17 protein-coding genes and 1 tRNA gene are annotated in these 13,304 nt (G+C 68.5%); 12 read left to right on the top strand and 6 right to left on the bottom strand.

Features of this window, described 5'->3' with window-relative positions; translation table 11 throughout:
- Positions 1-25: 25 nt before the first annotated feature.
- From clpS to ACHFIV_RS27805, 7 genes are all read left to right on the top strand, one after another.
- Positions 26-334 (top strand): ATP-dependent Clp protease adapter ClpS, encoded by a 309-nt coding sequence (clpS, locus tag ACHFIV_RS27835; RefSeq protein WP_031100168.1) that lies wholly within the window; start codon positions 26-28, stop codon positions 332-334.
- A gap of 42 nt (positions 335-376) precedes the next feature.
- A complete protein-coding gene (locus tag ACHFIV_RS27830; RefSeq protein WP_398974586.1) occupies positions 377-964 on the top strand; it encodes a DUF2017 domain-containing protein in 588 nt (195 codons plus the stop codon).
- Between the two features lie 302 nt (positions 965-1,266).
- Positions 1,267-2,697 carry an amino acid permease gene (locus ACHFIV_RS27825; protein ID WP_398974584.1) on the top strand — a complete coding sequence of 477 codons (1,431 nt, stop codon included), beginning with the start codon at positions 1,267-1,269 and terminating at the stop codon, positions 2,695-2,697.
- A gap of 112 nt (positions 2,698-2,809) precedes the next feature.
- Positions 2,810-3,244, top strand: a complete 435-nt coding sequence (locus tag ACHFIV_RS27820) for a M67 family metallopeptidase (protein ID WP_398974581.1) — start codon at positions 2,810-2,812, stop codon at positions 3,242-3,244.
- 122 nt (positions 3,245-3,366) lie between these two features.
- The gene (locus tag ACHFIV_RS27815; protein ID WP_393766303.1) at positions 3,367-3,480 is read left to right on the top strand and encodes a putative leader peptide; all 114 of its coding nucleotides are present in this window, start codon (positions 3,367-3,369) and stop codon (positions 3,478-3,480) included.
- Between the two features lie 110 nt (positions 3,481-3,590).
- On the top strand, positions 3,591-3,869 hold the full coding sequence (locus ACHFIV_RS27810) for a MoaD/ThiS family protein (protein ID WP_398974576.1): 279 nt from the start codon (positions 3,591-3,593) through the stop codon (positions 3,867-3,869).
- Complete coding sequence (locus ACHFIV_RS27805) at positions 3,869-4,819, top strand: PLP-dependent cysteine synthase family protein (protein WP_398974574.1); 951 nt, start codon at positions 3,869-3,871, stop codon at positions 4,817-4,819. The genes ACHFIV_RS27810 and ACHFIV_RS27805 overlap by 1 nt, the downstream gene beginning before the upstream one ends.
- 109 nt (positions 4,820-4,928) lie before the next feature.
- On the opposite strand, the gene ACHFIV_RS27800 is transcribed toward ACHFIV_RS27805, so the two are convergent.
- Positions 4,929-5,399: a type II toxin-antitoxin system PemK/MazF family toxin gene (locus ACHFIV_RS27800; RefSeq protein ID WP_398974570.1), complete on the bottom strand. Its 471-nt coding sequence runs from the start codon at positions 5,397-5,399 to the stop codon at positions 4,929-4,931.
- A 173-nt stretch (positions 5,400-5,572) separates the two neighbouring features.
- Here ACHFIV_RS27800 and ACHFIV_RS27795 point away from each other — a divergent pair, with 173 nt between their 5' ends.
- The gene (locus tag ACHFIV_RS27795; protein WP_398974568.1) at positions 5,573-6,325 is read left to right on the top strand and encodes an MBL fold metallo-hydrolase; all 753 of its coding nucleotides are present in this window, start codon (positions 5,573-5,575) and stop codon (positions 6,323-6,325) included.
- Positions 6,326-6,406: 81 nt separating this feature from the next.
- Here ACHFIV_RS27795 and ACHFIV_RS27790 read toward each other — a convergent pair whose 3' ends face one another.
- Positions 6,407-7,672 (bottom strand): PTS transporter subunit EIIC, encoded by a 1,266-nt coding sequence (locus ACHFIV_RS27790; RefSeq protein ID WP_398974565.1) that lies wholly within the window; start codon positions 7,670-7,672, stop codon positions 6,407-6,409.
- Between the two features lie 253 nt (positions 7,673-7,925).
- Complete coding sequence (locus tag ACHFIV_RS27785; protein WP_398974563.1) at positions 7,926-9,185, bottom strand: PTS transporter subunit EIIC; 1,260 nt, start codon at positions 9,183-9,185, stop codon at positions 7,926-7,928.
- Positions 9,186-9,367: 182 nt separating this feature from the next.
- Between ACHFIV_RS27785 and ACHFIV_RS27780 the strand changes: the two genes are divergently transcribed.
- From ACHFIV_RS27780 to rdgB, 4 genes are all read left to right on the top strand, one after another.
- Complete coding sequence (locus tag ACHFIV_RS27780; RefSeq protein WP_078597797.1) at positions 9,368-9,640, top strand: glucose PTS transporter subunit EIIB; 273 nt, start codon at positions 9,368-9,370, stop codon at positions 9,638-9,640.
- A 125-nt stretch (positions 9,641-9,765) separates the two neighbouring features.
- Positions 9,766-10,503 carry a ribonuclease PH gene (gene rph, locus ACHFIV_RS27775; protein ID WP_398974560.1) on the top strand — a complete coding sequence of 246 codons (738 nt, stop codon included), beginning with the start codon at positions 9,766-9,768 and terminating at the stop codon, positions 10,501-10,503.
- Positions 10,504-10,605: 102 nt separating this feature from the next.
- Positions 10,606-10,995, top strand: coding sequence for a hypothetical protein (locus ACHFIV_RS27770; RefSeq protein WP_398974557.1), 390 nt, complete (start codon positions 10,606-10,608; stop codon positions 10,993-10,995).
- 21 nt (positions 10,996-11,016) lie between these two features.
- Positions 11,017-11,619 carry an RdgB/HAM1 family non-canonical purine NTP pyrophosphatase gene (rdgB, locus tag ACHFIV_RS27765; RefSeq protein WP_398974556.1) on the top strand — a complete coding sequence of 201 codons (603 nt, stop codon included), beginning with the start codon at positions 11,017-11,019 and terminating at the stop codon, positions 11,617-11,619.
- A 53-nt stretch (positions 11,620-11,672) separates the two neighbouring features.
- Here the strand turns inward: rdgB and ACHFIV_RS27760 are convergent.
- From ACHFIV_RS27760 to ACHFIV_RS27750, 3 genes are all read right to left on the bottom strand, one after another.
- Positions 11,673-11,747 (bottom strand) — tRNA-Leu (locus tag ACHFIV_RS27760).
- Positions 11,725-12,600, bottom strand: coding sequence for an HNH endonuclease (locus ACHFIV_RS27755; protein ID WP_398974554.1), 876 nt, complete (start codon positions 12,598-12,600; stop codon positions 11,725-11,727). Before ACHFIV_RS27755 ends, ACHFIV_RS27760 begins: the two co-directional genes overlap by 23 nt.
- Positions 12,597-13,223 (bottom strand): HNH endonuclease, encoded by a 627-nt coding sequence (locus ACHFIV_RS27750; RefSeq protein WP_398974551.1) that lies wholly within the window; start codon positions 13,221-13,223, stop codon positions 12,597-12,599. Before ACHFIV_RS27750 ends, ACHFIV_RS27755 begins: the two co-directional genes overlap by 4 nt.
- Positions 13,224-13,304 lie beyond the last annotated feature (81 nt).

Below are 13,304 nucleotides of genomic sequence, written 5' to 3'. Positions count from 1 at the left end.
CCTCTCTGGTGGCAGCATGGGGTAGGTGAGCGTTGCTGCCCCCGTAGAGATCGAACGTCCCGAATCGGCCGAGGAGACCTTCGCCGTCCCCGAACCCGATGTCCCCTGGGTGACGCTGGTGCACAACGACCCGGTCAACCTCATGAGCTATGTGACGTATGTCTTCCAGGCCTACTTCGGCTACTCCAAGGACAAGGCGCACAAGCTGATGCTCGACGTCCACCAGAAGGGCCGCGCGGTCGTCTCCAGCGGCAGCCGCGAGGAGATGGAACGCGACGTCCAGGCCATGCACGGCTACGGGCTCTGGGCCACGCTGACCCAGGACCGCAACTGACCCGACCGCTTCCCCTCCGTCCGACCCACCATCGGAGAATTCATGGCCGGCCACTTCGAGGCCACCCAAGGCGGCGGCGCGTCCGTCGCGCTCGACGAGGTCGAGATCGCCATCCTGCGCTCCCTCGCCGTCCAGCTGCTCGAACTGATCGGCCCCGGCGACGAGCCGGTCGAGGGTGAGGACCCGCTCGCCGCACTGTTCGCCGAGGGGCCCAGCGAACCGCCCTCCGACCCCGCGCTGGCCCGGCTCTTCCCCGAGGCGTACGGCGACGAGGACAAGGAACTGCGGGAGGCGTCGGCCGAATTCCGCCGCTTCACGGAGAACGACCTGCGCACCCGCAAGCGCGACGACGCCCTCGCCGTCGTCCGGTCGCTCGACGCGCTCGCCCCCGTGGCCGACAGCGGCGCGGTCCTCACCCTCACCGCCGAGGAGTGCCACCACTGGCTGGGATCACTCAACGACCTCCGGCTCACGATCGGCACCCGGCTGGAGGTGTCCGACGAGGACGAGGGGCAAGGCGGCTCGCTCTACCGGCTCCCCGACAGCGATCCGCGCAAACCCATGGTGATGGCCTATCTCTGGCTCGGCGCGCTGCAGGAGACACTCGTCGAAACGCTGATGCCCGACTGACTCCGCCGCGTTCGCTCAACGGATGCTCAAATCCGAATAACGATCCCGTCACCTGAACGGCCTCCTTTGCCGTGCCTGGAAACGCTTGTCCGCTTTTTCCTGTGGTGTGGGCCACACGATGTCCGACGACCGGACCCGGTGTCCGTGATAAATCTTCACGACCGCCCGGGGACGCCACCCCTGTCCCCGGGGGCGCTACGAGCCGGCCGAACGCCGGCGGCACTCCATCCATATCCGGGGGGATCAGGACCTGATCCGACGCCGACGGCGGCGCGGATCGGCGTGGAGAAAGGCGCACCACCATGACATCGGCGCAGGTCGACAACGGACAGGCGGACGGCCCGAAGGCCGGCGACGCCCAGGCGGGCGAGGGCTACCAGCGTGGCCTGGGCGCCCGCCAGATCCAGATGATCGCCATCGGCGGAGCCATCGGCACGGGACTCTTCCTCGGCGCCGGCAAGGCCATCGACCGGGCGGGCCCCAGCCTCATCCTGGCGTACGCCATCGCGGGACTGGTCATCTTCTTCATCATGCGCGCCCTGGGCGAACTCCTCATGTACCGCCCGGTGTCCGGCTCCTTCTCGGAGTACGCGCGCGAATTCCTCGGCCCCTTCTTCGGATTCGTGACCGGCTGGACGTACTGGCTCTTCTGGGTCGTCACCGGAATCACCGAAGTCACCGCCGCGGCCACCTATATGACGTACTGGTGGGATATCCCGCAGTGGCTGTCCGCGCTGGTGTTCACCTTCATCCTGTACGGCGCCAACCTCATCTCGGTGAAGCTCTTCGGCGAGCTCGAGTTCTGGTTCTCGATGGTCAAGGTCACCGCGATCATCGGCATGATCCTGATCTGCGCCGGGGTGCTCACGGTCGGCTTCTCCGACGCCGGTGACACCGCGACGGTCGCCAACCTGTGGAACGACGGCGGCTTCTTCCCCGAGGGCGTCAGCGGCACGCTGATGACCCTCCAGATCGTGATGTTCGCGTTCCTCGCCGTCGAGCTCGTCGGCGTCACCGCCGGTGAGTCCAAGGACCCGAAGACCGTCCTGCCCAAGGCCATCAACACCGTGCCGTGGCGCATCGCCGTCTTCTACGTCGGCGCACTGATCATGATCCTGTCCGTGGTCCCGTGGAGCACCTTCGAGCCGGGCGTCTCGCCGTTCGTCGCGGCGTTCGAGGAGATGGGTCTCGGCATCGGCGCCGCCATCGTCAACTTCGTCGTGCTCACCGCCGCGCTGTCCTCCTGCAACTCCGGGATGTACTCCACCGGACGCATGCTGCGGGACCTCGCGCTCAACGGGCAGGGCCCGAAGGCGTTCACCAGGCTGACGAGGAACGGGCTCCCGCTGGCCGGCACCACGTTCTCCGCCGCGCTGATGCTCGTCGGCGTCTGGATCAACTACCAGTGGCCGGGCGACGCCTTCAACTACGTCGTCTCCTTCGCGACCATCTCCGGCATGTGGGCGTGGATCATGATCCTGATCTGCCAGATCCGCTACCGCGCCAAGGCCGACCGCGGCGAGCTGCCCCAGTCCACCTTCAAGGCGCCCGGGGCACCCTTCAGCAGCTGGTTCGCCCTCGCGTTCATCGGCCTCGTCATCGTCATGATGGCCATCGACAAGGACGCCAGGATCTCGCTGTACTGCGCGCCCGTCTGGGGTCTCCTCCTCGGCGTCTCCTACCTGGTGCTCAAGGCGCGCAACCCCGAGAACGCCGCCTTCGCCAAGCGCTGACCGCGCGACAGCGCCTCCGGGAGACCGGTCGCCCCAACGGCCGCGTCCGGCATACGGGCCCCCGCGTACCACGCCTCGGTACGCGGGGGCCCGTCTGCTTATCCTGGGCGCCATGCTGACCCTCACCCAGGCGCTCTACGACCAGATCGTCGCGCACGCCCGCGCGGACCACCCCGACGAGGCGTGCGGCGTGGTCGCCGGCCCGGCCGGCACGGGCCGCCCCGAACGCTTCGTCCCCATGCTCAACGCCGCGCGCTCACCCACGTTCTACGAGTTCGACTCGGCGGACCTGCTGAAGCTCTACCGCGAGATGGACGACCGTGACGAGGAGCCGGTGATCATCTACCACTCCCACACCGCGACCGAGGCCTACCCGTCCCGCACCGACCTCACGTACGCCAACGAGCCCGGCGCCCACTACGTGCTGGTCTCCACCGCCGACACCGACGACGCCGGCCCCTTCCAGTTCCGCTCGTACCGCATCGTGGACGGCGAGATCACCGAGGAGGAGGTCGAGGTCGTCGAGGCCTACCCCACGGCGGCCTGACACCCCGGGGGGCGGCTCCGGATGTGCCGGCCGCCCTCCGATCGCCCACATGCCGAACGCTCACCATCCACGATGTGGGATCACACTCGGGTTTCCAGGGGGGGAATCGATACGATGACCGCATGGTTCCCCATGACGTGAGCGAAAAGGCCCCGGGCATGCTGCTCGTCGCGCGGCTGCACGTCGACCTGTGCAGGCTGTCCAGCGCGATGTGTCCCGCTGCCGCCTGCCCGTGAACCGCACGGCCTGAGCCGCGGTCCGAGCGCACCACGTACGCCCCACCCCCGAGCGGGGGCACAAACGCGCGCCCCACGCCACCTCCACGCTTTCGACAGGAGCCCACGCCATGGCCATCGAGGTCCGCATCCCGACCATCCTCCGCACCTACACCGACGGCGCCAAGGCGGTCGAGGGCAGCGGGGACACCCTCGCCGACCTGTTCGCCGATCTGGAGAGCCGCCACAACGGCATCAGCGAGCGCATCGTCGACGGCGGCCAGCTCCGCCGCTTCGTGAACGTCTACCTCAACGACGAGGACGTCCGCTTCCTCGACGGCATCTCCACCAAGCTCGCCGACGGCGACAACGTCACCATCCTCCCGGCCGTCGCCGGCGGCATGCGCTGATGCGGTACGACTCCCCGCTGGCGGCCGTGGGGAACACCCCCCTCGTCCGCCTCCCGCGGCTGTCCCCGTCCGACGACGTACGGATCTGGGCCAAGCTCGAGGACCGCAACCCCACCGGATCGATCAAGGACCGCCCCGCGCTCCACATGGTCGAACAGGCGGAGAAGGACGGCCGCCTGACACCCGGCTGCACGATCCTCGAACCCACCAGCGGCAACACCGGCATCTCACTCGCCATGGCGGCCAGGCTCAAGGGCTACCGCATCGTGTGCGTCATGCCGGAGAACACCTCGCAGGAACGGCGCGACCTGCTCACCATGTGGGGTGCCGAGATCATCTCGTCCCCCGCCGCGGGCGGCTCGAACACCGCCGTACGCGTGGCCAAGGAACTCTCCGCCGAGCACCCCGACTGGGTCATGCTCTACCAGTACGGCAACCCGGACAACGCCGGCGCCCACTACGCCACCACCGGGCCGGAGATCCTCACCGACCTGCCCTCCATCACCCACTTCGTGGCGGGACTCGGCACCACCGGCACCCTCATGGGCGTCGGCCGGTACCTCAGGGAGCACAAGCCCGACGTCACCGTCGTCGCCGCCGAACCGCGCTACGACGACCTCGTCTACGGCCTGCGCAACCTCGACGAGGGCTTCGTCCCCGAGCTCTACGACGCCTCCGTGCTCACCACCCGCTTCTCCGTCGGCTCCGCCGACGCCGTCACCCGCACCCGCGAGCTCCTCCAGCAGGAGGGCATCTTCGCGGGCGTCTCCACCGGCGCCGCACTCCACGCCGCCATCGGCGTCGGCCGCAAGGCCGTCAAGGCCGGCGAGTCCGCCGACATCGTCTTCGTCGTCGCCGACGGCGGCTGGAAATACCTGTCGACCGGCGTCTACACCGCCCCCACGACAGAGGCCGCCATCGAGACCCTGCAAGGCCAGCTCTGGGCCTGACGGGCTCTCACACCACTCGGACAGGCCGTACGGACCTGCCGGCGCCGGCAGCCACGCGATCACAGGAGGCGCGGGACGGGAGAACATCCCGCCCGCGCCTTCCGCACGCTCACCCCAGCCCTCGCACCCGCCCCCACACCCCCGCGTCGAGCTCGCCCGCCTTCCGGCGGAACCCCGACAACGGCACGTCCCGCAGCTCGTCCGTCTCCAGGAAGCTCCGGCGTCCCCGCGCGTCCCCCACCGAACCCGGCGGCAACGCGATCACTCCCGGCCGCTCCTCGTGATGCCTGCTGGTGATCTTGACGACGACTGCGGAACGGCCCCGCACCGACAGCACCAGACACGGCCGGTCCTTGGACCCGGGCCCGTCCTCGAACGGCACGTCCGCCCACCAGATCTCCCCGGGCCTGGGACCTCTGTCCGGCCGGTCCCTCCCGCGTTCCGGCGCCCGCCCCGGCGGCCGCGACCGCCCACCCGGCCGACGCGGCCCCCGCCCGCCCCGCCCCCGCCCGTCGGAGACCGCCGCAACCAGCGCCAGCAGGACCACGGCGGCCAGTGCCACCCACCACCACGTGTTCATCACCCGACCGTACCCGGCGACCGCCGGCACCCGGCCTTCCATCGAACCGGTGACAGCACAGGTGAGTTCCCCCACAACGGCAGGCCGTGGAGGAGCGACCGGTGGTCCAGCGCCTTACGCTCGACGGACCGCACGAACCCTCCCCGTTCCCGCGTCTCGGAGGTTCACGCTCCATGAAGCTCACCGTCGTCGGCTGCTCCGGCTCCTTCCCGTCCGCGGGTTCGGCCTGCTCGAGCTACCTCGTAGAGGCCGACGGCTTCCGGCTGCTCCTCGACATGGGCAACGGCGCCCTGGGCGAGCTGCAGCGCCATGTCGGTCTCTACGACCTCGACGCCATCTTCCTCAGCCACCTCCATGCCGATCACTGCATCGACATGTGCGCGTACTTCGTCGTCCGCTACTACCGCTTCGACGGCGGACGCCCCGCCGCGATCCCCGTGTACGGCCCCGAAGGCACCGAGCGGCGGCTCACCACGGCGCACGCCGACACCCCCTCCGACCACGCGATGGGCGAGGTCTTCGACTTCCACACGCTGAAGTCCGGGTCCTTCGAGATCGGCCCCTTCTCGGTCCGCACGGAGAAGCTCCGCCACCCCGTGGACACCTTCGGCATCCGGGTCGAGCACCACGGTCGCGCCCTCACGTACTCGGGTGACACCGGCACCTGCGAGGCGCTGGCCGAACTCGCCGAGGGGAGCGACCTGTTCCTCTGCGAAGCATCGTTCATCCACGGCAAGGAGGACATTCCGGACCTCCACCTCAACGGCCGCGAAGCAGGCGAGTACGCCGCACGCGCCGGAGCGGGACGCCTCGTCCTCACCCACATCCCCCCGTGGACGGACGCCGAACGCAACCTCGCCGACGCCCGCGAGGTGTACGACGGCCCGGTGGAGCTGGCCGTCCCGGGAGCGGTGTACGAGATCTAGCCGGGACGCCGTACGACGGCGAAGCCCCGTCCTCCCCACGTGGGGAGGACGGGGCTTCGCCGTCGTACGGGCGGGGCCGGACTACTTGGCCTCGGCCTTCTGGAGCTCGGCGAGCTCCTCGTCGGACTCGCGGCCCGGCGTCGGAAGGTTGAACTTGGTGATCGCGAACCGGAAGACCACGTAGTAGACGACCGCGAAGCAGAGGCCGACCAGCACCAGCATCCAGGGCTTCGACGCGATGCCCAGGTTCAGCAGGAAGTCGACCAGGCCGGCCGAGAAGCCGAAGCCGTCCTTCATGCCGAGCGCCCAGGTCAGGGCCATCGACACACCGGTCAGCACGGCGTGGATCGCGTACAGCACCGGGGCGATGAACATGAAGGTGAACTCGATCGGCTCGGTCACACCGGTGACGAACGAGGTCAGCGCGAGCGAGAACATCATGCCGCCGACGACCTTGCGACGCTCCGGGCGGGCACAGTGGACGATCGCCAGGCATGCGGCCGGGAGGGCGAACATCATGATCGGGAAGAAGCCGGTCATGAACTGTCCGGCGTTCGGGTCGCCGGCGAGGAAGCGGGCGATGTCGCCGTGGGCACCGTCGTACTCGCCGGCCTGGAACCACGGGAAGGAGTTCAGCAGGTGGTGCATGCCGACCGGGATCAGCGCACGGTTGGCGACACCGAAGATGCCCGCGCCGACGGCGCCGGAACCGACCAGCCACTCACCGAAGTTGTGCAGGCCCGTGCCGAGCACCGGCCAGATCAGCCCGAAGACGATACCGATGACCAGACCCGCGAAGGCGGAGAGGATCGGGACCAGGCGACGGCCGCTGAAGAAGCCGGCCCAGTCGGGCAGCTTGGTCCGGTAGAACTTCTGGTACAGCAGGGCCACGACTATGCCCATCACGACACCGCCGAGCACTCCCGCGTTGACCGGGGCGTCGTTCATGACGATCTTGCCGTCGACGACGCTCGCGACCTGCGGCAGGTTGCTGTCGGTGAAGGTGGCGAGCACCTTCTGGAAGACCAGGTAGCCGGTCACCGCCGCGAGAGCGGTCGAGCCGTCCGACTTCTTGGCGAAGCCGATGGCGATACCGACGGCGAACAGCAGGGCCATGTTGTCGAGAATGGCGCCACCGCCGGCCGCCATGTAGCCGGCGAGCTTCGTGATGACGGTGGGGAACGACTCGCGGCCGAGCATGTCGGCATTGCCGAGCCGGACCAGCAGCGCCGCCGCGGGCAGGACCGCGACCGGCAGCATGAGGCTGCGGCCGATGCGCTGCATGACAGCCATCACACCGGCGCCCCGCTTCTTTGCGGGCGCGGCCGGAGCGGTGTCCGTACTCATCAACTTCCTCCAGTAGGCAAGGCGCCGCCGGTGACAGGATTTCGGAGGGCGACGACTCGAGGAACGCGGCGGGGGATCGGCCGCGTGGTCTGGACCACTCAGTGGTGTAGACCAGTTTTAGCACGGTGAGGGTTAGATAAGGAACCTTCAATTCCCTCCCATGTGCCGCGTAGTTCCGCCGCCACCCTCGGTGACACGGCGAAGGCCCCCGGACCGTCTGGTCCGAGGGCCACGCGAAGGGCCGGCGAGGGTCCTACTTCGTCAGGTCGTCCTCGATCTTCTCCTCCTCCTCGACGGGCTCGCGCCCGGGGGTCTGGAGGTTGAACTTGGTGATCGCGAACCGGAAGATCACATAGTAGATCACCGCGAAGCAGAGTCCGATCGGGATGATCAGCCACGGTTTCGTGTCCAGATGCCAGTTGACGACGTAGTCGATCAGCCCGGCCGAGAAACTGAACCCCGCGTGCACCCCGAACGCCCAGGTGACGCCCATCGACACCCCGGTGAGAACCGCGTGCACCCCGTACAGCAGGGGAGCGACGAAGAGGAACGAGAACTCCAGCGGTTCCGTCACCCCCGTCACGAACGACGTCAGTGCCACGGACAGCATCAGCCCTGACACCTCCTTGCGCCGCTCCGGACGGGCGCAGTGGGCGATGGCCAGCGCGGCGGCCGGCAGGCCGAACATCATGATCGGGAAGAACCCCGAGGTGAACTGCCCCGCCGAGGGGTCCCCGGCGAAGAAGCGCGAGATGTCTCCCTGGACGGTGCCTCCGTCGTCCCCGGTGAACTCGCCGGCCTGGAACCAGAAGAACGTGTTCAGGAACTGGTGCATGCCGATCGGGATCAGCAGCCGGTTCGCGAAACCGAAGATCGCCGCACCCCAGGCGCCCAGGTCGATCAACTGCTTGGCGAACCAGGTCAGCGCGTCACCGACCGGCTGCCACAACAGTCCGAACAGCACCCCCAGGATCACGCAGAGGAACGCCATGAGGATCGGGACCAGGCGGCGCCCGTTGAAGAAGCCGAGCCAGTCGACCAGCTTGGTGCGGTGGTAGCGCTGCCAGACCACCGCGGTCAGCAGCCCGATGATGATCCCGCCCAGGACCCCGGGGTTCTGGGGCACCCCGTCCGGAGTCGCCTCGGTCACGGAGTCGTCCACCGGGAAGGCGGCGAGCACGCCCCGGTAGACCAGGAAGCCGACGACGGCGGCGAGCGCCGTCGAGCCGTCCGCCTTCTTCGCGAAGCCGATGGCGACCCCGATGCAGAAGAGCAGGGGAAGCCCCACCTCGCCGTCGAGGATCGCGGTGCCGCCGTTGAGGAGCACCTTCGCGAACTTGTCCCAGAAGGCGCCGTGCAGCGAGGAGTCGAAGAGGTTGCCGAGGCTGACGAGAAGGCCGGCCGCGGGCAGGACGGCCACCGGCAGCTGCAGACTGCGGCCGACCTTCTGCAGTCCCTGGACCGGCCCGTTCCACCACTTCCGCTGCGGTTGTGTGGCCGCGCTCGAACTCATCGGCATCCTCCCGGAACACGCCAGGTTTGGCGGTCGTTGCAAACTGGTGTAGACCAGTCGCGATACGGAGCGGAGCCCTGCCGGAAGGCATGGCGCCGGTGATCGTCATCATGGGGGACTGCACGGTTACCCGCCCGTGAAGGTGGGCCAACCGTGCGTTACCGTGACGAAACGGACCCACGGTGGGCCGCCCCACGCACGCACAGACCAGGGAGAAGGACATGGCCAGCAAGGCTGAGAAGATCGTCGCCGGCCTCGGCGGTATCGAGAACATCGACGAGATCGAAGGCTGCATCACCCGCCTCCGCACCGAGGTCCACGACCCCAGCAAGGTCGACGAAGCCGCCCTCAAGGCCGCCGGAGCCCACGGAGTCGTCAAGATGGGCACCGCGATCCAGGTCGTCATCGGCACCGACGCCGACCCCATCGCCGCCGACATCGAAGACATGATGTGACCGGCTGAACCGGCAAGCCCCACCCCGGTCCGCACACAGGCCCCCCTCCCCGCCCCACCGGCCCGGAGCGGGGCCTGCGATGCACCCGAACGGACCCGGCCGCCCCAGCCGATAGGCTCGACGGCATGTCTCGTATCGACGGCCGCACCCCCGAACAGCTCCGCCCCGTCACCATCGAACGCGGATGGAGCAAGCACGCCGAAGGCTCCGTACTCATCTCCTTCGGCGACACCAAGGTCTTCTGCACCGCCTCCGTCACCGAAGGCGTCCCCCGCTGGCGCAAGGGCAGCGGCGAGGGCTGGGTCACCGCCGAGTACTCCATGCTGCCCCGCTCCACCAACACCCGCGGCGACCGCGAGTCCGTACGCGGCAAGATCGGCGGCCGCACCCACGAGATCAGCCGCCTCATCGGCCGCTCCCTGCGCGCCGTGATCGACTACAAGGCCCTCGGCGAGAACACCGTCGTCCTCGACTGCGACGTCCTCCAGGCCGACGGCGGAACCCGCACCGCCGCCATCACCGGCGCCTACGTCGCCCTCGCCGACGCCGTCGCCTGGGCCCAGGACAAGAAGATCGTCAAGCACGGCCGCAAGCCCCTCACCGGCACCGTCGCCGCAGTCAGCGTCGGCATCGTCGACGGCACCCCCCTCCTCGACCTCTGCTACGAGGAAGACGTACGCGCCGACACCGACATGAACGTCGTCTGCACCGGCGACGGCCGCTTCGTCGAGGTCCAGGGCACCGCCGAGGCCGAACCCTTCGACCGCACCAAGCTCAACGCACTCCTCGACCTCGCCACCGCCGGCTGCACCGACCTGGCCAAGCTCCAGGAAGAGGCACTCGCCCGCACACTCGGCGAGTGAAGAAGCAACCAGGAACGCAGCGCACAGCGTCGTAACGCATACGGGCGCACGGGTCGAACCGTGCGTCCGTCCACGTATCCGCCCCCGGGGAGGGACCGCACCATGGCCTCGCGCCGCCACCACCGCACCGCACTCGCCGTCACGGCCACCCTGCTCACCCTCACCGCCGCCGCCGGCTGCGGCGCCGTCGACAAGGCCCTGGACTGCGTCCGCACCGCCGACGCCATCGCCACCAGCGTCAACAACCTCCAGCAGGCCATCTCGGACGCTTCGAACGACCCGACGAAGGCCTCGGAGGCCCTGGACCAGATCGACAAGGAACTCAAGGACCTCGGCGACACCACCGACAACGCCGACCTCAGCAAGGCCGTCGACGACCTCCAGGCAGGCGTCACCAACGTCCGCGGTTCCATCGAGAAGGGCGACGCCACCCCCGACATCACCCCCGTCACGGACGCCGCCACCGAGATCGGCAAGGTCTGCACTCCGTGACCGGACGGCGATAATCGACGCATGACGCGCCTGATCCTCGCCACCCGCAACGCCGGGAAAATCACCGAACTCCACGCGATCCTCGCCGACGCGGGCCTCACCCACGACCTCGTCGGCGCGGACGCGTACCCCGACATCCCCGACGTCAAGGAAACCGGCGTCACCTTCGCCGAGAACGCCCTCCTCAAGGCCCACGCCCTGGCCCAGGCCACCGGCCACCCCGCCATCGCCGACGACAGCGGCCTCTGCGTCGACGTACTCGGCGGAGCCCCCGGCATCTTCTCGGCCCGCTGGTCAGGCGCCCACGGCAACGACAAGGCCAACCTCGAATTGCTCCTCGCCCAGCTCGGCGACATCTCCGCCCCCCACCGCGGGGCCTACTTCGCCTGCGCCGCCGCCCTGGCCCTCCCCGACGGCACGGAACGCGTGGTCGAGGGCCGCCTGGAGGGCACCCTGCGCACCGCCCCGGCCGGCGGGTACGGCTTCGGCTACGACCCGATCCTCCAGCCGGACGGCGAGAGCAGGACCTGCGCGGAGCTCACCCCGGAGGAGAAGAACGCGATCAGCCACCGGGGGAAGGCGTTCCGGGCACTGGTGCCGGTGGTGCGGGAGCTGGTGGGCTGACGCGAGAAGGGGTTGTTACCTTCGAAATGAAGGTAACAACCCCGTCTAGCCTGTGGGCCCGGTGGGATTTGAACCCACGACACACCGGTTCTAAGCCGGCGCCCTCTAGCCTGCTGGGGTACGGGCCCGCGCGTCCCTACTGTACTGGGTGAGACTTCGCCGCTTCGAGAAGGTTTCGGTCTGGCTGTGGCATGACGGACACAGGTAGCGAAGATTCTCGCGGCGATTGTCCAGATGGTCACCATTGACGTGATCGATCTCCAGCACGAGGCACCTGCCCTGCCAGGTGTCACCGATCCCACACGCGGTGCATGTGCGGGGAACACCCAATTCGTCGAGTGCGCGGCGCAGGAGTGTGGTCCGGGTCCGCGCGGAGCCGGACTCCATGCGCCGAAGGATCTCAGATGCGGCCCTGCGGTGAGGCGATGTGGCGCCCCGCGTATGCCCCTGCCCCGTGAAGTGGGCGGTCGAGAGGCCGTATGCGTCGAGGCTTCGTTTCAGGCGAGCTCGCGCGGCGCCGTTGTCTGCATGGCCGAGAAGCTTCAGAACCCCGGCCATGCTCTTGGATTCCGCGACGGCAGAGGCCAGTTCGTGGCGGGGCGTGAGAGGTGAGCCGTATCTGCGACCGCTGGTGAAGTGTGACGTGTCGATCCCGAGGCGGTCGAGCCTCTTTCTGATGTAGTCGTAGGGGCCGTCGTCGGGCGGGACCCCCATGTACTCGAGTACTTCTCGGATGCTGTACGCATGGTTCGCGGCTTCTTCGAGGAGTTCCTTCGAGTACGCACGCTTCTCTCGTCGCGGTAGGGGGGCCTCGATGAAGTGAGAGGTGTCGATGCCGTAGTGCTTCAGTCGATCGCGTACGTAGCGAAGAGGTCTGCTGCCCAGCGGGGCGCCCAGTCGGCCAAGCAGGTCGACGAGGCTGGTGGAGACGGCTGCGGTCCGGGCCAATAGATCGCGTGGGTACTTGCTCTGGTTGTTCATGTGGTCCGCCGCCGCGCGCGTCCGCGGTAAGTGTCCGTAACTGCATGGCAATTGGGGCAGAGCAGGCGCAAATTGGCTGGGCGGTTGTCCCACCATTCGCCATTCGTGTGGTCGACCTCGAGCCGCAGCGGCTTACCGTTCCACTCCGTGCCGTTGCCACACATGGCGCACGACTCGGTGACACCTGTCTGGAGGAGTGCCCGGCGTAGCCGCTCGCCCGGAGTTCTGCCGTCCGACGGAGTGCGCAGAGTCAGCGGGTCACCCAAGGCGCCCTTTGGCCGTCCTCGGGGTGCGCGCACGAAGTGCGACGTGTCAATGCCGAGGGCGGCTATCCGGCGGCCGATGTGTGCCTGGTTGCCCCCCACCGGATTGATGCCCAGTCGGCGGACAACTTCCGCCACACTTTTGGAGCGGGCGACCAGGTCGCGCAGAGTCTCCTCTGTGTGGCGTACCCGGGGGTCGATGAAGTGCGAGATGTCGATCTCTGCCTCGGACATTCTGGCCCGCAGGTAGCTTCGGCTCCCGGGCGTCGGTGTACCGCCGCACCACCGCACCGCATCACTGCAATCAGTCGTCTCGCGCGCTGCCTCTTCGAGCAACTCGCGGGTATACCTCAGGGCCATGTCCCCTCCGTATCCGGCCGCGCGTTCGCGGCCTCGTACGGAGCAACGAACCGCTCATCGGATGGGCACGTCCGCAATGCG

The organism is Streptomyces sp. ALB3 (genome assembly GCF_044385685.1).
Lineage (GTDB): Bacteria > Actinomycetota > Actinomycetes > Streptomycetales > Streptomycetaceae > Streptomyces.
This window is presented reverse-complemented; position numbering and strand designations above follow the sequence as displayed.